The sequence below is a fragment of the Streptomyces erythrochromogenes genome, assembly GCF_040684695.1.
In the GTDB taxonomy this organism is placed as follows: domain Bacteria; phylum Actinomycetota; class Actinomycetes; order Streptomycetales; family Streptomycetaceae; genus Streptomyces; species Streptomyces erythrochromogenes_C.
Genome location: NZ_JBFBGM010000018.1, coordinates 59,789 through 78,810, shown reverse-complemented (window position 1 = coordinate 78,810; position 19,022 = coordinate 59,789). Strand labels below are relative to the sequence as shown.

Annotated in this window: 20 protein-coding genes; 12 read left to right on the top strand and 8 right to left on the bottom strand. The window is 72.5% G+C overall.

From position 1 onward, the window contains the following. Positions 1-45: 45 nt before the first annotated feature. Positions 46-681 carry a TIGR03086 family metal-binding protein gene (locus tag AB0O53_RS24925; protein ID WP_365198304.1) on the bottom strand — a complete coding sequence of 212 codons (636 nt, stop codon included), beginning with the start codon at positions 679-681 and terminating at the stop codon, positions 46-48. Positions 682-789: 108 nt separating this feature from the next. On the opposite strand from AB0O53_RS24925, the gene AB0O53_RS24920 reads away from it, so the two are divergent. Then, entirely contained in the window at positions 790-1,761 is a 972-nt protein-coding gene (locus tag AB0O53_RS24920; protein WP_350999427.1) for a helix-turn-helix transcriptional regulator, read from the top strand. A 56-nt stretch (positions 1,762-1,817) separates the two neighbouring features. Here the strand turns inward: AB0O53_RS24920 and AB0O53_RS24915 are convergent, their stop codons facing one another. Then, the gene (locus AB0O53_RS24915; protein WP_350999424.1) at positions 1,818-2,396 is read right to left on the bottom strand and encodes a TetR/AcrR family transcriptional regulator; all 579 of its coding nucleotides are present in this window, start codon (positions 2,394-2,396) and stop codon (positions 1,818-1,820) included. A 90-nt stretch (positions 2,397-2,486) separates the two neighbouring features. Between AB0O53_RS24915 and AB0O53_RS24910 the strand changes: the two genes are divergently transcribed. Further along, positions 2,487-2,933, top strand: coding sequence for an anthrone oxygenase family protein (locus tag AB0O53_RS24910; protein WP_350999421.1), 447 nt, complete (start codon positions 2,487-2,489; stop codon positions 2,931-2,933). Positions 2,934-3,039: 106 nt separating this feature from the next. Here AB0O53_RS24910 and AB0O53_RS24905 read toward each other — a convergent pair whose 3' ends face one another. Together AB0O53_RS24905 and AB0O53_RS24900 are read right to left on the bottom strand one after the other, a co-directional pair. Beyond that, the gene (locus tag AB0O53_RS24905) at positions 3,040-3,930 is read right to left on the bottom strand and encodes an NAD(P)-dependent oxidoreductase (protein ID WP_365198299.1); all 891 of its coding nucleotides are present in this window, start codon (positions 3,928-3,930) and stop codon (positions 3,040-3,042) included. Positions 3,931-4,087: 157 nt separating this feature from the next. After that, positions 4,088-5,791, bottom strand: coding sequence for a CocE/NonD family hydrolase (locus AB0O53_RS24900; RefSeq protein WP_365198296.1), 1,704 nt, complete (start codon positions 5,789-5,791; stop codon positions 4,088-4,090). Positions 5,792-6,115: 324 nt separating this feature from the next. On the opposite strand from AB0O53_RS24900, the gene AB0O53_RS24895 reads away from it, so the two are divergent. Together AB0O53_RS24895 and AB0O53_RS24890 are read left to right on the top strand one after the other, a co-directional pair. After that, positions 6,116-6,595 (top strand): hypothetical protein, encoded by a 480-nt coding sequence (locus AB0O53_RS24895; protein WP_350999412.1) that lies wholly within the window; start codon positions 6,116-6,118, stop codon positions 6,593-6,595. A 226-nt stretch (positions 6,596-6,821) separates the two neighbouring features. Then, on the top strand, positions 6,822-7,274 hold the full coding sequence (locus AB0O53_RS24890; protein WP_350999410.1) for a hypothetical protein: 453 nt from the start codon (positions 6,822-6,824) through the stop codon (positions 7,272-7,274). A 64-nt stretch (positions 7,275-7,338) separates the two neighbouring features. Here AB0O53_RS24890 and AB0O53_RS24885 read toward each other — a convergent pair whose 3' ends face one another. After that, positions 7,339-8,382 (bottom strand): aldo/keto reductase, encoded by a 1,044-nt coding sequence (locus AB0O53_RS24885; RefSeq protein WP_350999638.1) that lies wholly within the window; start codon positions 8,380-8,382, stop codon positions 7,339-7,341. Positions 8,383-8,454: 72 nt separating this feature from the next. Further along, the gene (locus tag AB0O53_RS24880; RefSeq protein ID WP_365198292.1) at positions 8,455-9,786 is read right to left on the bottom strand and encodes a phosphotransferase; all 1,332 of its coding nucleotides are present in this window, start codon (positions 9,784-9,786) and stop codon (positions 8,455-8,457) included. A 212-nt stretch (positions 9,787-9,998) separates the two neighbouring features. Between AB0O53_RS24880 and AB0O53_RS24875 the strand changes: the two genes are divergently transcribed. The 6 genes from AB0O53_RS24875 (at position 9,999) to AB0O53_RS24850 (ending at position 15,138) form a co-directional block, all read left to right on the top strand. After that, on the top strand, positions 9,999-10,646 hold the full coding sequence (locus AB0O53_RS24875; protein WP_365198289.1) for a DUF4232 domain-containing protein: 648 nt from the start codon (positions 9,999-10,001) through the stop codon (positions 10,644-10,646). A gap of 272 nt (positions 10,647-10,918) precedes the next feature. After that, a complete protein-coding gene (locus AB0O53_RS24870) occupies positions 10,919-12,136 on the top strand; it encodes an alpha/beta hydrolase family protein (RefSeq protein ID WP_350999402.1) in 1,218 nt (405 codons plus the stop codon). Between the two features lie 168 nt (positions 12,137-12,304). Beyond that, positions 12,305-12,841 carry a hypothetical protein gene (locus tag AB0O53_RS24865; protein WP_350999399.1) on the top strand — a complete coding sequence of 179 codons (537 nt, stop codon included), beginning with the start codon at positions 12,305-12,307 and terminating at the stop codon, positions 12,839-12,841. 2 nt (positions 12,842-12,843) lie between these two features. Further along, the gene (locus AB0O53_RS24860) at positions 12,844-14,073 is read left to right on the top strand and encodes a sensor histidine kinase (protein ID WP_434094464.1); all 1,230 of its coding nucleotides are present in this window, start codon (positions 12,844-12,846) and stop codon (positions 14,071-14,073) included. Next, positions 14,070-14,771 (top strand): response regulator, encoded by a 702-nt coding sequence (locus AB0O53_RS24855; RefSeq protein WP_365198285.1) that lies wholly within the window; start codon positions 14,070-14,072, stop codon positions 14,769-14,771. The genes AB0O53_RS24860 and AB0O53_RS24855 overlap by 4 nt, the downstream gene beginning before the upstream one ends. Positions 14,772-14,790: 19 nt before the next feature. Next, complete coding sequence (locus AB0O53_RS24850; RefSeq protein WP_350999395.1) at positions 14,791-15,138, top strand: VOC family protein; 348 nt, start codon at positions 14,791-14,793, stop codon at positions 15,136-15,138. On the opposite strand, the gene AB0O53_RS24845 is transcribed toward AB0O53_RS24850, so the two are convergent. Further along, entirely contained in the window at positions 15,116-15,910 is a 795-nt protein-coding gene (locus AB0O53_RS24845) for a phosphate/phosphite/phosphonate ABC transporter substrate-binding protein (RefSeq protein WP_365198283.1), read from the bottom strand. The genes AB0O53_RS24850 and AB0O53_RS24845 overlap by 23 nt on opposite strands. Before the next feature lie 678 nt (positions 15,911-16,588). Here AB0O53_RS24845 and AB0O53_RS24840 point away from each other — a divergent pair. Both AB0O53_RS24840 and AB0O53_RS24835 read left to right on the top strand, forming a co-directional pair. Beyond that, the gene (locus AB0O53_RS24840) at positions 16,589-17,851 is read left to right on the top strand and encodes a protein-glutamine gamma-glutamyltransferase (RefSeq protein WP_350999389.1); all 1,263 of its coding nucleotides are present in this window, start codon (positions 16,589-16,591) and stop codon (positions 17,849-17,851) included. Positions 17,852-18,018: 167 nt separating this feature from the next. After that, the gene (locus AB0O53_RS24835) at positions 18,019-18,417 is read left to right on the top strand and encodes an LppU/SCO3897 family protein (RefSeq protein ID WP_350999388.1); all 399 of its coding nucleotides are present in this window, start codon (positions 18,019-18,021) and stop codon (positions 18,415-18,417) included. Positions 18,418-18,572: 155 nt separating this feature from the next. Here AB0O53_RS24835 and AB0O53_RS24830 read toward each other — a convergent pair whose 3' ends face one another. Further along, positions 18,573-19,019 (bottom strand): hypothetical protein, encoded by a 447-nt coding sequence (locus AB0O53_RS24830; RefSeq protein WP_350999386.1) that lies wholly within the window; start codon positions 19,017-19,019, stop codon positions 18,573-18,575. Between the last annotated feature and the right edge of the window lie 3 nt (positions 19,020-19,022).

Genomic DNA, 19,022 nt, shown 5'->3' with positions numbered 1-19,022 from the left:
CCCCCCGCCCCCGTCCACGCCCCGCTCCCGCCCGTGGCGGGGTCCTCAGGGCCGGCGTCCGGCCCAGGCGACCAGCCGGTCGATGGCCGGGGCGCCTGGGTCCAGGGCCACCACGTCCTTGAAGGGGATCCGGCCGCCGCGGGTTTCGGCCGGCAGCGCGCGGCGTACGACGCCGATCACCCGCTCGATGAGCGCCGGGTCCCACTCCGGGGCCTGCCCGGTCGCCCGGGCCAGGTCCCAGGTGTGCACCGTGAGTTCGTGGGTGTAGACGGCCGCGGCGGCCGCGCCCGGCAGGACGCCCATCGGCAGGCGCAGCTGCCGGTCCAGGATGCCGGGATCCGCCCACACCTGCGCGACCTCGCGGGCGCCCGGCCCCCAGGCCGCAGCCCATCCGCCGTCGGCGATCTCGTCGGCGAAGGACGGCACGCTGAACGGGTCCTCGCCGCGCCCGATCACCGAGATCCGGCGGACGACGGCGACGAGGTGGCTCGACAGCCGCCGCACGTCGAACTCCTCGCAGGGGGTCGGGGCGTCGTACTGCTCGGGCCGGACGGCGGCCAGCGCACGGCCCGCCAGTTCGACGGCCGCGGCGAGGTCGGTCCGCGGATCGACGGGGGAGGGGGCGGTGGGGGCACCGGTGGAGTCGGACGGGGTCTCGATGAGCTGCTCGGTCTTGTTCACGGGTTCATCCTGCTCAGCCGAAGTGGCCATCTTCTGTCCTGTTTCCCGAAGAGAATTGCGTGAGGGGCGACGCGGCACCCGCGCAGCACGGAAGAGGAAGAGGGACGGATGAGAGCCGACCGGCTGGTGGCGACCCTGCTCTTCCTCCAGGAACGCGGCCGCGTCACCGTCCCCGAGGTGGCCGCCGAACTGGAGGTGTCCGAACGCACCGCCCGCCGGGACCTGGAGGCCCTGGCCGCGGCCGGCATCCCCGTCTACTCGCAGCGCGGCCGCGGCGGGGGCTGGTCCCTCGTCGGCGGCGCCCGTACCGACCTCACCGGACTGACCGCCGAGGAGATCCGGGCGCTCTTCCTCGTCGCCGGCCCCCTGTCGGCCACCCCCGAACTGCGCACCACGCTGCGCAAGCTGGTCCGGGCCCTGCCGTCGACGATGCGGGAGCAGGCCCACGCCGCGACCCGCGCCGGCGTCGTCGACGCCACGGACTGGTCCCGCAACGCGGTCACCGCCGATGCCGCCCACCGCTCCGCGCTCCAGGGCGCCGTCGTGGACGGGGTCCGCGTCCGCCTCGGGTACGCGGGCGTCGGCAGACCGGCCGGCGAACGCACCGTCGACCCGCTCGGGCTCGTGGCCAAGGCGGGCGTGGACTACCTGGTCGCCGGTACGGACAAGGGCCTGCGCACCTTCCGGCTCAGCCGGGTCACCTCGGTCGAGCCGACCGGCGAACCGGTGGTCCGGCCGCCCGGCTTCGACCTCGCCGCGGCGTGGCGGACGCTGTCCGGGGCCTTCCAGGACGGCATGCACGCGGTGACCGCCCGGGCCCGCGTCCACCCCGACACGCTGGCCCTGCTGCAACGGTTCCTCGGCGGCTGCGTGCGCGTCGGCGGTCCGCTGCCCGACGGCTGGACCGAGGTGTGGGTCGACGGCCCGGCCGCCAAGGCCCTGGCGGGACACCTGGCCGGGCTGGGAGCGGGGGTCGAGGTGCTGGAGCCGCCGGAGGTACGGCAGTGGCTGGCCCGGATCGCCGCCGAACTCGGCGGGATGTACGCGGGGGAGGAGCCGCCCGCACCCCGCGGCCGGTAGCCGGCGGCGGACCGCCGCCGGGGTGCGGCCGACGGCGGGGTGCGGCCGACAGCGGGTCAGAGCACGGCGAGCCGGTCCGCCAGCAGTTCCACCCGCCGCCCGGTGTCCTGCGGCGGCAGCCGCCCCGCCCGGGTCAGGGTGGCCAGCCCGTGCAGGGACGCCCAGAACACCTCGGTGAACAGGCCCGGGTGGACGCCGTCCCCGGCGACCTCGCCGAGGCTCTCCAGCAGGGCGGCGAACGCGTCCTTCAGCGGCTCGGGGGTGTCCTCGTGCGCGAACGCCAGGCCGCCGTCGAGCCGGAACATGGCGTCGTAGACAGCCGGGTTGCGTTCGGCGAAATCGAGGTAGGCGAGGGCGAGGGCGGTGACCCGGGCGCGGGGGCCGTCCGCGGCGCAGGCCGCGGCCCGCACCGCCGAGGCCATCTCGGCGGCACCTTCGAGGGCGACGGCGCCGATGATCTCGCGTTTGCCGCGGAAGTGGCTGTAGAGGACGGGCTGGCTGTATTCGATGCGCTCGGCGAGCCGGCGGGTGGTGACCGCGTCCCAGCCCTGCTGCTCGGCGAGTTCGCGGGCCGTCGCCACGATGAGGCGCTCGCGGTCCGCCCGCTCGCGCTGCTTGCGTTCCTGTACCGACATGATGCGAATCCTAGCACCGCTAGACATTCGAGCGGTGGCAGTACTAGCGTTGCCTCATAAGCTAGCAACGCTAGATGCGGAGGGGTCGTCATGCTCAACGCGCTTCAGGTCTTCACCGTCGTGGTCGTCGGGGTGATGGTGGGGGTGGAGTTCTCCGTCGCCTTCGTCATCAACCGGATCCTGGACGCCCTTCCCGAGGACAGCGGCCAACTCGGCCGCGCCCACGGGGGCCGGATGCTCGGCGCCGTGATGCCGGTCTGGTACATCGCCTCGCTCGTCCTCGTCGCGCTCTGGGCCGTCGCCGGACGCCGCGACCCCGGCGCCGGCCTCGTCGTCACCGCGGGCGCGCTGCTGGTCCTCAGCGTGATCATGTCGGTCCTGCTGCTCGTCCCGATCAACAACCGGGGCAAGACCTGGACCCCCGAGAACCGGCCCGCCGACTGGAAGGAGCAGATGAACCGCTGGGAGCGCTACCACTACGTGCGCGTCGCCGTCATCGTCGCCGCCTTCGCCCTGCTGGCGGCCGCCCTCGCCTGACGGGGCCACCGGAACCCTGATCGGGCGGGCGGGCGTCACCGGCGCCCGCCCGATCCGCTCCCCTCCGCGGGTCCGCCCCGCACTGCACCGGCCGCGGGGTGCCCCGTCAGCCGGACTTCGCCATGAGTTCCACGAGCGAGGAGAAGCTCTCCGCGGCGCCGCCGGCGTCCATGCCGCGCCGGAAGAGGGCGGCGACGGCGGCGGGCAGGACGGTGTCGACGCCCGCGTCGGCGTGGGTGTGCAGGACGTGCTCGACGCTGGCCGTGCCCATGGCGAGCCGGTCGACGTCGCCGTCGTGCCGGCCGGCGTCGATGCGGTCGGCGTAGAAGGTGAAGAAGCCGGGCAGGGAGTTCGCGGTGTCGACGGCGTGTCCGAGGATGTCGGAGGCGGTCAGCCCGTTGGCCCGGGCCAGGGCGGTCGCCTGCCAGTAACTCAGCATGGACGTCCAGAACATCGTCATGCCGATCTGGTAGAAGAGCGCGGCCAGTCCCGGGTCCTCGCCGCGGTAGTCGGTCGTGCCGGTGACCGCTTCGAGCACCTGGCGGTGGCGTTCGAAGACGTCCCGGGGGCCGCTGTAGAAGGTGGACGACTCGGGCCTGCCGATACCGGAGGGCGGGACGGTGACGCCACCGGTCAGCTGCACGGCGCCCCGGTCGGACGCCCAACGGGCCGCCTTGCGGGCCTCCTCGGGGGTGTCGGAGCTGAGGTTGACCAGAACCCTGCCCGCGAGGGCGGCCTCGGCGGGGCCGAGCAGGTCGTACATCGCGGCGTAGTCCGTGAGGCTCAGGAGCACCAACTCGTTGGCGGCGAGGGCCTCCCGGACGCTCGGCGCGAGCCGGGCGCCGCGGGCCACGAGCGCGTCGGCGCGGGAGGCGGTGCGGTTCCAGAGGGTGACGTCGTACCCGCGGTCCAGGAGGGCGTCCGCCATGGCCCGGCCCATGGGCCCCAGGCCGATCACGGTGACCGAGCGGCTGTCCTGGTTGCCGTTGCTGTGCATGATGATTCCCCCACGTTCTAGAACGAGCGCTCTATCCAGCGCATGGGGGAAACGTAGCACAGTCCTAGAACGAACGCTCTACCCAATTGCCGCACGGCAGCCCCCACTCGGCCCGGACGGAACCCCGGACGGAACCCCGGCGGCACAGGCCCGCCCGCTACGCCTTCCCCGGGACGACCGGCAGCAGGAGCCGGGCGGGCCGGTCCGGCCCCCAGTGCACCGTGCACCGCCCCCGGGTCCGGGTCCGGTAGGAGGCCGGGAACTGCCCGGTCAGCGGGTTGCGCGGGGACAGCCAGCGCCCCGCGACCACCAGCCGGAGCTGCTCTCCCGCACGGAACAGGGTCGAGGACGCACCGAGCGCGATGTCGACGGGGACGACCACCCCCGCCGGGACCGGCTCGCGCACCAGACAGGCCGGCACGGGCTCGAAGGGACGCGACAGGCCGGCGTCGAGCGCCCGCAGCGCGAGGTTCTGCCACCCGGTGGCGACACGGTCGCGCCCGTACCCGTAGGACCCCTCGAACGGGACGAACCGGCCCCCGCTCCACTTCTCGACCCCCACGACGAGATCCACGTCGTCGGTGTCGTGCAGCTCCACGTACAGCCGCAGCGCCATGGGCCCGGTGAGCTCCGTGTCCTCCTCGACCGTCCAGCCGAACCGGACCCCTCCCCGGCGCACACCGAACGAGAGCGACCCCGCCACGGTCGGCGGATCGGCGGCGAGCCCCCGCGCCGTGAGGTAAACGGGAGTCCACCGGGTGCGCTCCAGCGGCCAGGACTCCTCCTCCCGCACCTCCACCACATGGTCGGCGCGGTCCCGGACCTCCAGCCGGACCCGGGGCGGCGGCGGCACGTCCAGCCCCTTCAAATGACGCTCGAAGAAACGCAGTTGGGCTGCACGAGCCTCCCGGTCGTAGAAGACGGCCCACTTGCCGCCGCGATGGGTGTACAGGTGCCGCTCCGCGGAGGAGATCCCCTCGAAACCGGCGAACGACCCGCGACTGTGGAGGTTGTTGTCGGAGAAGCTGCCACAGACCAGCGCGGGCACCCCGATCGCGGACAGGTCCGGGTCGAGGGACCGGTACCAGGCGTCGATCACCGGCCGGCGAGCGCTCTCCCGCCGGAACGAGTACGCCTGCCGGACCTTCCTCAGCCCGAGGTCCCAGAGCCTGAGGAAACCGTCCTCCGCCACACCACCGGGGCGGGCCAGCCCCCGGTAGGCGTTCGTGAACCCCTCCCACGGCACGATCGCCCTCAGCGACGGCGGCCCGGTGGACGCCGCCCGCCACTGCGTCAGCGCCAGGTACGACACCCCGAGCATCCCCACCGCCCCGCTGCTCCACGGCTGCGCCCCGGCCCACTCGATCAGGTCGTGGACGTCCTCACCCTCCTGCGCCGACAGCAGCGCCCCGACGCCGTCGGACGTGCCCGCGCCCCGCAGATCGCAGTTCACCACCGCATAGCCCCGGCCGACCCACCACACCGGATCGGGCCCCTCCCAGGTCGTGAGCGACGAGAAGACCAGCGGCCCGGTCTGGCGCATGACCCGGAAGCGGAACGACAGCCTGGGCCGCCCCGAGGCGGAGAACCGCGGAAGGTCGTCCTTCCCGTACGGATGGGCGAAGAGGATCACCGGCACCGGGACGCCGTCCGGCGGCCGGTGCACGTTGACGCGCAGCACCGTGCCGTCCCGGGTCACCACCGGGCAGTCGTTCTCGACGAGCACCCTGCCCGGCTCCGGCCGGTACACCGTGATGTTCGGCCGCAGCATCCCCGAGAGCCGCGTGAGGGCGTACCGGCCCCGTCCCGGCCTGCTCCACGGCCTGTCGTGCCCGGCTTCGTCCTCGCGGCTGCTGCTCATCGGACCGGCTCCCGTACCCCCCGAGCCCATGGTCTGGCACTTCACCGAAAACGATGGCAAGGGGCGGGGACGTCGGCAACTCGGACGGGGCGGCGGAGGAACTGCTCACCCCCATGGCCCCCGCCCGACACGAAGGCGCCCCGCGCAGCCCGGTGCCGGTTGTCCGCGGACAACCCCCGTTGTCCGCCCGCCTTACGGGCCCCGAGCTGCGCACTTTCCGGGCGGACCCCCCGGCCAATTCCCCGCGCCACCACCGTGGAGCCGTGACCTGCCGGTCACATCCGCGCACCGGACCGACCGGTACACGGGCGAAAGGCGGATCTCATGCGCACGACGAAGACGAGCAGGTCGAGCAGGTCGAGCAGGTGGGGCAGGTCCCTGGGGGCGCTGGCCGCAGCCGTGGGCCTCGCGGCGGCACTGCCCGCCGGCACGGCACACGCCAACCCCGGGGACCAGATCATCTGGACGAACGGAACCAACGACGTCCAGTTCCGCGCCGGAGAGTGCGTGGCGGACGCGCACTTCGGCTACACCACCGCCAACCCGCACCCGAACCAGATGTACGCCAACATCACCAAGACGAAGGGGCCCGGCTACTGCCGCATCGGGGTCCGGCTGGAGTACCGCAACGCGAGCAACCAGTTCGTCTCCACGGAGTTCGCCTGGCACGCGCAGCAGGCCTTCGTCGCGGCTCTCGGCACCCGCTGCGTCGTCTGGTTCTCCATCCAGCGGCCCGGCGGCACCAGCGGCTGGTACGACGTACCGCTCCACAACCCCCACGGCACCTGCACCGGAGGCAGCTGAACGACCGCGCCGCGCCGCGCCCCCGCAGCCGCTTGACGGCGGCGGGGGGCGCGGCCGGGGCACCCGTACCCGGCCCGTCAGAGGGACTTGAGCAGCCCGCCCCGGCTCCCGCCTCTGCCACCACCGGGCAGACTGGAGCCTGCACCCGCAGGCCGCGCGAGCAGGACGCACGCGCAGGCCGCGCGAGCAGGCCGCCCGAGGAGGACGCATAGATTCCGACGAGCCGATGTACCGCTTCCGGCACGACATCCCACCGCAGGAAGGGCCCGCGGCCCCTCCGGACGCGTCGGGTGCGAACGGTCTGGCCCAGGCCGCCGGCGCGGCGAGTTCCTGGATCCGCAGGGGCCTCGCCGACCGTGTCGAGGTCCTCCACCGCCAACGCCCGGTCCTCGCGATCTCACGGTCCGACGTCCGCCTGCTCGACGAGCCGCGCGGACCGGACACCTATCAGGTACGGACACTGGACCGGCGCCGCGCCGTGATCCACCTCGGCCACGCGGCCCACCTGCGGGACGCCCTGGCCGTCGCCGACGAGCAGTTGCTCTCCCCGAGCGCGTCCGCCGTGGTGGAGATCCGCAGGGGGCACCGTCTCGTCGGCCGCCTGACGTCGGCGGACCGGGGCCGGATCTGGCCCGGACGCGCCGCCCGCCACGGGCACGGGACGCCGGCACCGGGCTGACCCGCGGAGCGGGGGGCGCCGTGAGCCGGGTACGGCGGCCCCGCGCACCGCCCCCGCCACACCGTCAGCGGTCCCCGACGGCCCGCCGCCGCAGGGCCGGATCGGTCAGCGTGACCGGCCGCCAGGCCCCGTCCGGCTGGTACAGGTCGGTGCCCGGCGGCACGATCTCGTCGATCCGGTCCAGCGTCGCATCGTCCGGCACCACGGACACCCCCTTGAGCAGCGACTCCAGCTGCTCCATGGTCCGCGGCCCGATGATCACGGAGGTGACCGCCGGGTGCACCAGCGGGAACGCCACCGCAAGCTCCGGCAGCGTGCAGCCGAACTGCGCCGCCACCTCCATCAGTTCACCGGCCGCCTCGAGCTTCGCCGCGTTCCCCGGCACCGCCGGATCGAACCGCGCCGGCGTCAGCGCCGCCCGGCCGCGGCTCAGATCCACCTCCCGCCCGGCCCGGTACCTCCCGCTCAGGAATCCCGAAGCCAACGGACTCCACGTCAGCACCCCCATCCCGTACCGCCGGGCCACCGGCAGCACGCCCTTCTCCACCCCGCGCGCCAGGATCGAGTACGGCGGCTGCTCCGTCCGGAACCGGGCCAGGCCGCGCCGCTCGGACACGTGGTGCGCCTCGGTGATCTCCTCGGCCGGGAAGGTGGAGCAGCCGAAGGCCCGGATCTTGCCCGCCCGCACCAGGTCGCCGAGCACCCCGAGGGTCTCCTCGATGTCCGTCCGCGGGTCCGGCCGGTGCACCTGGTAGAGGTCGATCACATCGGTGCCCAGCCGGGTCAGGCTGTCCTCGACCGCCCGGGCCAGCCAGCGCCGGGAGTTGCCGCCGCGGTTGCGCCCCTCACCCATCGGGAAGTGCCCCTTCGTGGCGAGCACCACGTCCTCGCGCCGCCTCCCGCGCAGCGCCTTGCCCACGATGGTCTCCGACTCGCCGGCCGAGTACATGTCCGCGGTGTCCACGAAGTTGATGCCGGCGTCCAGGGCCGCGTGGACGATCCGTACGCAGTCCTCGTGGTCGGGGTTGCCGACCGCCCCGAACATCATCGTGCCCAGGCACTGCACACTCACTTCGAGCCCGGTCCCGCCCAGGACCCTGTATCGCATCGTCATACCGGCGGACCCTACGAGTTGGAGCACGCTCCAGCGCAACCCCCGCCGGCCACAAGCCGCCGGCCGTCAGCCGTCGGCCAGGATCCCGCCCGCGCGGCCGAGCGCCCTGCGGATCTCACTGACCGGGTCGGTCTCGTGGTACGGCCGCTCGCTGGTCTCGATGTGGTCCAGGAACTCCTGGTACCGCACCGCGTACGCGAGGTGGAACAGCGGCTCGACCAGTTCCAGCGCGCGCTCCGGTGCCGAGCCGGGCACGTGCTCCCGCCACGCCCGTGCCCACACCTCGGCGATCTGCGCCCATCGTTCCCCGTCCACGTACTGACGCGGGCGCAGCCCGTCCAGGGCCGGGTGCCCGAACGCGGAGTCGGCGAAGTCCACGATCACCGCCAGGGTGCCGTCGGAACGCCAGTTGCCGGGGTGGAAGTCGCCGTGGAGGAGGGTGTCCGGCAGCCCGCAGGCCGCCAGCTCCTCGACCAGCGCGGGCAGCCGCGCGGCGAGCGCCCGGGCGGCCGTCAGCTCCTCGGCCGTCAGCCGGTCCTCGGGCTGCTCCCCGGGCCCCTCGGAGCCCGCCTCCGGCGCCGCGGCCCGCTCGGCCCCGAGCCGGTCGAGCAGCGCGTTCACATGGGCGACCAGCGTGGGCAGGGTACGGTCCCGAAGCCCGGCCGCGGCGGCCCGGCCGTCGGCGGCGAGGGCCGCCTGGGCGGCGACCAACCGGGGCACCACGGCGACGACGTCCTCGGCCGACGGGCGCCAGAGGTCCTCACCCGGCACGTGTTCGAGCAGCAGCCGGCCGCGCTCCGGGTCGGAGCCGAGGACCGGCGGCACCAGCGTGGGGTCGACGGAGCCGAGCAGCGCGATCACCAGGCCCTCAGGGGCGTTGAACGCGGGATTGACCGTCTTCAGCCACGCTGCGCCGCCGTCCCTGCCCCCGCCGCCGGTGGTGCGGAAGCGGAAGAGACCGGACAGGTTCCACGTCCGGACCTGCTCGGGCCGGCCGACGGCGGGCCGGCCCGCCGCCTCCAGCCTCTCCTCGGCCCAGGCGAGTGCCTCCCGCAGTCCCGCGGCCGTCGCCCAGCCGGCCCGGCGCTCGGCCGGACCGAGCAACGCGGCGACCTCCGCCGTCACCTGACGCGGTGCCGGGGAGGCCGGGCCTGCCGGCCGCTCCAGCGCCTCGACGTGGTAGACCACGTGCCCGCCGTGCCCGCTGCTGCCGTCGCTCGGCGCGTGGGCGAGCCGGAGCACCACCGCGGGCACCCCCACCTCCCGCGACACCCGCTCCACGACCGGCGCGGCGGACGACCACCACCCCCCGTCCACCTCGTACGGGCCCAGCAGGCCGAAGTACTCGCCCCCGTGGGTGAGATGGATGCCGACCGTACGACCGCTCGCCTGTTGCATCCGGGCAAGCTCTCGCACCCCACCCCGTCCACGCGACCCATTTTCCGCCCCCGGCAGCGTTCGTCGCGATCATGTCACCGGTCTGCGACAGCGTTGTCAGGGAACGAGGACATCGCCCCGGGCCGGCCCGCAACCCCCGCATAGTGATCACGCAGCGCCGGGCACGACCACCCCGGCCCCGTGACCGACGACCGCACAAGGGGACTCATCTCATGTCTGGCAACCGCCGCAAGGCCACCCTCGTCACCACCGTCCTGATGGGCGGAACCCTGCTGCTGACGGCATGCCAGGACACGGACGCGGGCACGGACGCCGGCGCCCCCCAGACCTCCGCCTCCGCCACCCCCGCGGCCGGCGCGCCCACCCCCTCCGGCGCACCCGCGGCCACCGCCGGAGCCTCCGGGGGCACGGGCAAGGACAACAACAACGGCGGCGCCACCGACGGCGGGCAGAAGCCGGTCGGACAGGTGTGCGGGGCCAACGACATCGCCTGGAGCACCAAGTCCGAGACCCAGGCCGGCGGATACATCCTCGTCGTGGCCAAGGCCAAGCCGGGCATCACCTGCACCCTGCCCGCCGTTCACCCGACCATCGCGTTCGGCTCCGACGGCACCGAGGCCGGCCCCGCCGAGCAGTCCACCGGCAAGCAGATCACGCTGTCGGGCAACACCACCGCCTACGCCGGGGTCAACCCGAAGACCACCAGTGCGAACGGCGGCAAGGAACTGGACAGCATCATCGTCGCCATCGGCAACAACGACCCCGACCCGGTCTCCCTCCCGGTCGGCACCATCACCGTCGACAAGCCGATCGTCACCAACTGGCACACCTCCCCGAAGGACGCCGTCCCCTCCCGGTGACGGCAGGCGGGGGAACATCCGCAAGGTGGCCCGCGCAACGCCGCAGGCCACCCGGCCCGCTTCCCGACGCCGACGGCCGTGCCCGCGCGCTCCGCAAGGGGCGGACACGAGCGGACAACGGTGGACAGCCACCGTCCCCGTACGGCCTGGAAGGTGGACATCGTCCTGCCGGAATCTTGGATCACGCCGGAGAGCACACCGCACCGCACCGCGAAAGCGGCTGCGAACGCTCCGGCGCACATCCTCGCTCCGCACGACAGGAGAACCACCCCATGAAGCAGCTGCTGTTCCCCGACAACATCCAGTTCTGGTACGAGACCCTGCGGTCGATGAGCCACATCGCCTACGGCGGCGCCGACTTCGGCGAGGTGGTCTCCACCGGCGAGCGGATCACCGAAGGCGACTACGACAGCTGGTACACCGAGTGGATGGCCACCGCGGACCGTGTCTCGGGCGAGGCGCAGAAGGCACTGGCCGCCGGCCACCGGATCAGCGCCCGCGACGGGTTCCTGCGCGCGTCGAACTACTACCGGTCGGCGGAGTTCTTCCTCCACGGCCACCCCTGCGACCCGCGCCACGACGACGCCTACGACCGCTCCGTGGCCTGCTTCAAGGCGGCGGCCGCGCTGTTCACCCCGGTCATCGAGCCGGTCCGCATCCCCTACGAGGACACCACCCTCCCCGGCTACTTCTACCGGGTCGACGACTCCGGCACCCCCCGCCCGACGCTGATCATGCACAACGGGTTCGACGGCACCGCGGAGGAGATGCACTTCTTCGGCGCGATGGCCGCCATCGAGCGCGGCTACAACGTACTGGTCTTCGACGGCCCCGGCATGCCCGGCCCGCGCCACCACCAGGGCCTGGTCTTCCGCCCGGACTGGGAGAACGTCATCACCCCCGTCGTGGACTTCGCCGAGACCCTCCCCGAGGTCGACGCCGGCCGCATCGCGCTCATCGGCATCAGCATGGGCGGCATCCTCGCCCCCCGGGCCGCCGCGTTCGAACACCGCCTGGCCGCGCTCATCGCCGTGGACGGCCTCTACGACCTCGGCCAGATCGCCGTGCGCAACGTCCCCGGCACCCGCGAGGAGGCCGAACGGCTCCTGCGCGCCGCGTCCGCACCCGAACTCGACGCCGCCTTCGAGCAGGCCATGACCAGCGACCCGATCGCGCGCTGGGCGATCAACCACGGCATGTACGTCATGGGCGTGGACACCCCCCGCGCCTTCAACGCCTCCTACCTCGACTACACCCTCGCCGACGGCATCGCCGAACGGATCCAGTGCCCCACCCTCGTCTGCGACGCCGAAGAGGACATGTTCTTCAAGGGCCAGCCCGAGCAGCTCTACGACCACCTCACCTGCCCCAAGACCTTCATGGCGTTCACCACGGAGGAAGGCGCCGGCGCGCACTGCCACCCCGGCGCGATGCGGCTGTCCATCGCCCGCATCTACGACTGGCTCGACGACACCTTCGCCGCCGCCTGACCGGGCCCCGGCCCCGTACGGGAAGAAGGCCGCCCGCGACAGCCGTCCGGGGCGGGACAGCATGCGACTGCCCCGCCCGGACGACGCCGCCTCGCCCAGCGGGATCTCCACCCCCTTCTCCACCCCCGGGTCCAGGCGCGCAGACCGGCGCCGCAGCAGTCTGGGGGCATGACAGCAACCGAGTGGATCACCGACATCGCCCTCGTCCTGATCGTCTTCCGGCAACTGCGGGAAGGCCGCCTCGACCGCAAGACCTTCCTGCTCCCGCTGGCGATCGTGGCCTTCGTGGCCTACTCGTACCTGGACTCCGTCCCCACCGACGGCAACGACCTCGTCCTGATCGCCGCCCTCACGGCCGTGGGCGCCGCCCTGGGCATCGCCGGGGGGATCTACACCCGCATCCGCGCCCTCGACGGAGACCTCCTCATCAAGGCCGGTGCCGTCTCCGCGGCCCTCTGGATCGCGGGCATGGGAGCCCGGATGGGCTTCCAGACATGGGTGGAGCACGGCGGCGGCGCCGACGACGTCGCCCGCTTCAGCCTCGCGCACCACATCACCAGCCAGCAGGCGTGGGTCACGGCCTTCGTCCTGATGGCGCTCACCGAGGTCGTCACCCGGGTCGCCACGATCTACCTGCGCAGCCGGACGGTGCGCACCGCGGCAGCGGCCCCCGCCGCCCGGCCCGTGCTCGGCACCACGCTCTGACCGTGCCGTATCTTCGGCCTGTGCCCGCAGACCCGAGCGCCCCGCACCCCGGCGACGACACCGGCCGCGACCCGCACCCGCACCCGCATCCGCGCCCCGTCCCCGGGCACGACCCGCGCGTGCAGTGGGTGGTGTCCCTCGCGGTCGTCCTCGTGGGCCTCCTGACGATCCGGCCCATGGGCCTGAGCGGCCGGGGCCTTGCGGTGGCCGTCCTGTTCGCGGTCAACTCCGCCGCGCTGCTGGCCCGCCGGCTGCCCGAGCACAAGGTCCCGCCGCGCCTCGCCCTCGCCTGGCTCACGCTCGGGGTCGTCGCCGCGGCCGCCCTGATCGGCCTCAGCAGCAGCGGAACGGGCTACCTCTTCGCCTTCTTCCTCGCCGGCCACATCGGATACCGGCTGGAGACCAGGCCCGCCCTCGTCCTGGCCGGGTTCTGCAGCCTGCTCTGCGGCGCCGTCCTCTACCTGCGCCTCGGGCCGGGGTACGAGCTGCTGCCGTGGGTGCTCGGCCTCGCCACCGGCGCCCCGGTCCTGATCGGCATCCTCAACCGCACCCAGCGGCAGGCCGTCCGGGCGGCGATCGACGCGGCCGAGTCGGCCGAACGCGCCGCGCGGGCCGAGGCGCGCACCGCCGTGCTGACGGAACGGGGCCGGATCGCCCGGGACGTGCACGACGTCCTGGCCCATTCCCTCGCCGGGATCAACATGCAGCTGGAGCTGGCGGACGCGCTGATCGACACGGGGGACCTGGAGAAGGTCCGGGAGGCCAACGCCAAGGCCCACGCACTGGTGAAGGAGAGCCTGCAGCAGGCGCAGTGGACCGTGCACGCCCTGCGGGAGGACGTGCTGCCGCTGCGGGAGACCCTGGCCTCGATGCTCGCGTCCTCGGGCCACCACGACGCCCTCACCGTCACCGGAACGGTGCGCGAGGTGCCCGCCCGGACGGTCCAGAACCTGCTGAGGATCGCCCAGGAGGCCCTCACCAACGCGGCCCGGCACGCTCCCGGGGGAGCCGTCGGGGTGGAGCTGGAGTTCGCCCCCGCATCGACCGTGCTGAGGATCCGCAACCGCCCCGCCACCCGCCGGCCGGCCCCGGGCACCGGTACGGGCAGCGGGATGGGACTGATCGGCATGCGCGAACGCGTCGCCCTGCTGGGGGGAACGCTCACCGCGGGCCCGGTCACCGAAGGCCCGCACCAGGGCGACTGGCAAGTGGAGGCAGTGATCCCGCAATGACCGGAGAAACGACCGGAGGCGCGACCGGAGGGACGACCGGACCCGTGGCGCAGGGGCAGCCGTTGCGGGTGGTCGTCGCCGACGACCAGGCCGCCGTCCGCGAGCCCCTCGCCGCGGTACTCGCCCTGGCCGAGGGCATCGAGGTCGTCGCGGCGGCGGCGAACGGCACCGAGGTGCTGGAGGCCGTCGCCGCCGGCCCGGTGGACGTGGTGCTGATGGACCTGAGGATGCCCGTCATGGACGGCATCGAGACGACCCGCCTGCTGGCCGGCGAGCACCCGGAGGTCGCGGTGGTCGTCCTGACCACCTTCGCCGACGACGACTCGATCCTCGGCGCACTCGGCGCGGGGGCCCGCGGCTACCTGACCAAGAACGCCGGACGCCAGGACATCACCCGCGCGATCCGGGCCGCGGCCGCCGGCCAGTCCGTACTCGACCGCGAGGTCCAGGACCGGCTCCTCGCCACCCTCAGGACCAACGCGCCCCCGCCCGACCGGCCCCTCCCCGACGACCTCACCCCCCGCGAACGCGAGGTGCTCGCGCTGATCGGCCAGGGCCTGTCCAACCGGGGCATCGCCGAGCGGCTCTTCATCAGCGAGGCCACGGTCAAGACGCACATCAACAACCTGTTCGCCAAGGCCGGCATCCGCGACCGCGCGGACGCCGTACGCCGCGCCATCGCCTCCGGCCTGGCCTGACCTCACCCGGGAGTCGCCGATGTCCGTCCGCCGAGTCGTCCCCAACGTCCGGTCGGAAGCCGCCGAGGAGAGCCGGGAGTTCTACGGCCTGCTCGGATTCGAGGAGGTCATGAACCACGGCTGGATCATGACGCTCGCCTCCCCGTCCGCCCCGACCGCGCAGATCAGCTTCATGACCGACGACGAAACAGCCCCCGTCACCCCCGACATGAGCGTCGAAGTGGATGACGTGGACGCGGTGTACGCGGCCGTGCGGGCGAGCGGCGCGGAGATCGTCCACCCCTTGCAGAACGAGGAATGGGGGGTGCGCCGGTTCTTCGTCCGCGACCCCAACGGCCGGGTGGTCAACGTACTGGGCCACCGCTGACGGGAGGGCGGTGCCCGCCCCTCCCGTCCGTTCGGGCGAGCGCTTCCTCGGCGATCCGGAGGGTCTCCTCGACCGCCGCGGCGTCGTACCGGGCGAATCCGGAGAACAGTACGGATTCCTTCGCCGCCGGTCTGTAGGCCAGCAGAAAATCCCGGACGGCCGAGCGGAGCCGGGGCGGAGCGTCTTCGCCGACGATGAACAGGGGCGTCGGCAGATGATCCATCCTGGTGACCACACGGGTCTTCCCGGCGTTGGCCGGATCCTTCAGCCACACGTCTTCCTGGATGAAGGTCGCGTCCGCCGCACCGGTCACGACCGCCTCCACCTGCCCCTCGTAGGGCGGGGTGATGACGAGTTCACCGAAGAAATCATCGATACGGCTCCCCAGGCCGTGAACCATCAGCACGGGCGCGAGGAAGCTCGTCGTGCAGAAGCGGTGCGCTATGGCCAGCCGCTTGCCGCGCAGACCACCGGCATCGGTGACCTCACTGTCCGCGCGGACGACGAGAACACTCGGGATGCCGGTCGTGCCGTCCGCCGCGTAGACGGCGCTGGCGATCGGCTCGTACACCGGGTCGGCGCGCAGGTAGAAATAATTGAGCACGGGGAGGTATGAGAACGTCGCCCGGTGGCTTTGAAGCTGCTCGGTGAGCGGAGCCATGTCGCCGTGATATCCGGAGGCGTGAATGCCGTGGCTCCCGAGAAACGCGGACCATTCCGGGGAATCGACTTCGAGTCGCAGATTCGCATCGTACAAGAAGGTCGCGGCCATCGGTCCTCCCACGAAGGGCGATATTCACCCTCCAGTCTCGCCCCTCATGAAAAGACCTGCAGAGCGCCGGCGGGGGAGAAGAGGGCGAGCGCGCCGGAGGAACGACCGTCCCCGCACGAGACGGCCGTCCCGCGGCAGCCTGCGCACGGAGAGGGTTTACCGGCCGTTCTGCGGAAGCCGACGGCTTGTGACAGAGCCGGGACGGCAGTGAGCCGACGGGGGTTCGCAAGGCGGGAGTGGCGAAGATCTTGCGGTCCTCCCGGCGGGCGGCGACGCATTTTCCTGCCGGTTCCGCACGCCTCGCCCGCGGCACCCGTACCCGTGGCGCCGGCGGCGCCCGACATTCCCCGGCCCCGCTGGCAGCACCGCCGCCGACCATGGCGCGGGGCTTTCGCGGCGGCCGCCTCCGGCCGCCGCCGCGGACCGTACGGCAGGGTCCGGGAGAACGCCGCCGCCGCACGCACCGGCGTACGGCAGGCCCGGCCCGCATGACCGAATACCACCCCATTGGACAGCTGGCCGAATGTGGAGCCGCAGTGTTGTCGCGCAATCGGCACCGGGACATGATCACTTCTCGCATTTCTTTCCGCTCCCGGACGCACAAAGGCGAATGCGGGAGCCGGGCGCGCCTTCGTGCTCCCTCGCGCCGCTTTCCAATGAAAGGAATTCCAGGCTTTCATGTACAAACGTTCAGAGTTCCTCGCCCTCACCACCGTGGGCATCGTGCTGTGCACGGCCGCGCTCACGCCGTCCGTCAGCCAGGCAGCCGCCGGTACCGGCGGTACCGGCGACGGGAAGGGTTCCTACGCCGACAGCAACGGTCTGACGGCGGACGACATCACGCTCATCAACGCGCTCAACGAAGAGGCCCTTGACCTGGGCCGGACGGGCAGGACCCCGGGCGGGGACCTGCCGAGCGCCACCGAGTCCCTCAGGGCCCCCTCCGCGGCCGACGACAGGGTGACCCCGCCCGCCGAGCCCCTGGACCGCATGCCCGACGCGTACCGGGCGTACGGGGACCGGGCCACCACCGGCATCAGCAACTACATACGCAAGTGGCAGCAGGTCTACAGCCACCGCGACGGACGAGCGCAGCAGATGACCGAACAGCAGCGGGAGCAGCTGTCCTACGGATGCGTCGGCGTCACCTGGGTCAATTCGGGCCCCTACCCGACGAACAAGCTGGCCTTCGCCTCCTTCGACGAGGAGAAGCACAGGAACGCCCTTGCCAACACCAGCCCCCGGCCGGGCGAGACGCGCGCCGAGTTCGAGGGGCGCATCGCCAAGCAGAGCTTTGACGAGACCAAGGGCTTCAACCGGGCCCGGGACGTGGCGTCCGTCATGAACAAGGCCCTGGAAAGCGCCCACGACGAGAGCACCTACCTGGTCAACCTCAAGGCGGAGCTCACCAAGAACAACGACGCACTCGCCGCCGAGGACAGCCGTTCCAACTTCTACTCGGCCCTGAGGAACACCCCGTCCTTCAAGGACCGCAACGGCGGCAACAACGACCCGTCCAAGATGAAGGCGGTCATCCACTCGAAGCACTTCTGGAGCGGGCAGGACCCCCGGAGCTCCGCCGACAAGCGGAAGTACGGCGACCCCGAAGCCTTCCGCCCCCACCCGGGCACGGGCCTCGTCGACATGTCGAAGGACAGGAACACCTCACGCAGCCCCGCCAAGCCCGGCGAGAGCTTCGTGAACTTCGACTACGGCTGGTTCGGGGACCAGAAGGAAACAAACCCCGACAACACCATCTGGACCCACGCCAACCACTACCACTCGCCGGAAGGCGGCATGGGGCCCATGCAGGTGTACGAGAGCAAGTTCCGCAACTGGTCCTCGGGATACACCGACTTCGACCGCGGAAGCTACGTCATCACCTTCATACCGAAGAGCTGGAACACCGCACCCGCCAAGGTGAAGCAGGGCTGGCCGTAACCGACCCGCCCTGCGCGAGCGCGGCGGCGGGCGGTGCGGCCTGACGGGCCGGCAGGATCACGACTCCGTATCCGATTGGAAAACGGAACGTAAGAGTCCCTTTTGGGCGTTCGGCAGTCGGTAGCGTACGCGCGTTCGATCATGTACACGTCCCCAAGGAACCCTCCATGGCCACGCCTCCCGCACCGCAGACCCCCGAGCAGCCCGCCGCCCCCGTCGCACCGTCCGAGCCTGCGAAGAAGAAGAGCGGCCTGGGCAAGAAGATCCTCGGCGTCGCCGTGGCGATCGCGGTCGCACTGTTCTGGCGCCTGGGCCTTCCCCACCTGACGGGCGAGGCCCCGGTGCACGCGGAGGCCGGCGACTGCGTCGTCGTCACCGGCCCGGACAACGACCCCAAGGTCGACAGCAAGGCCTGCACCGAGAAGGTGCCCGACCTCTACAAGGTCGTCAAGGTCTTCGACAACACCTTCGACATCGACAAGTGCGAAGGCGTGGCCGAGGTCGCCCTCGCGCAGCAGCTCGAGACGGACAAGTTCGTCCTCTGCATGGAACCCGTCAAGAACTGACGCCCCCGCACACGGCGCCAGGGGCCGGACCCACCGGATCCGGCCCCCGGCACGTCCGCCGGCGCCCCGGCCCCAGACCCACCGCCGGTACCGGGCACACCACCACGGACAACCTTGAGAAGACGCCGACTGCTCCTGCCCGGTCAGGGGCAGATCTAGAGGAACTCGCAGTCCACGGTCGCGTCCCCCGGCCCGTCGACCGGCGCACCGGGCACCGGGGAGTTGTTCGAACCACCACTGGCGTACACCGCCGAGATCCAGCCCAGCGTCCGGCCCGGAGTGATGACCTGGACCCAGTACGTGTTGGTGTACGGGCCGTCCGTCACCCGCCCCGCCGCGCCCCCGTCCATCTGGCAGTACGCCTGCACCCGGACGTTGGTCAGCCGCTCCGTGGTCGCCAGCGAGCAGGTGGCGCGCTGGCAGGTGCGCACCCGCACGTCGGAGGCCCACACGTGCACGGATCCGCTCGGCGGGTGCGCGGCCGCCGGCTGAGCACCCGCCATCAGGATCGACGCGAGGGCCAGGAGCAGCCCCGCGAGTGACCGCAGGCCGGCGGTGCCGAAGCGTCCGCGCCGGCGCGTGGTCGGTATCGAGTGCGTCATCGT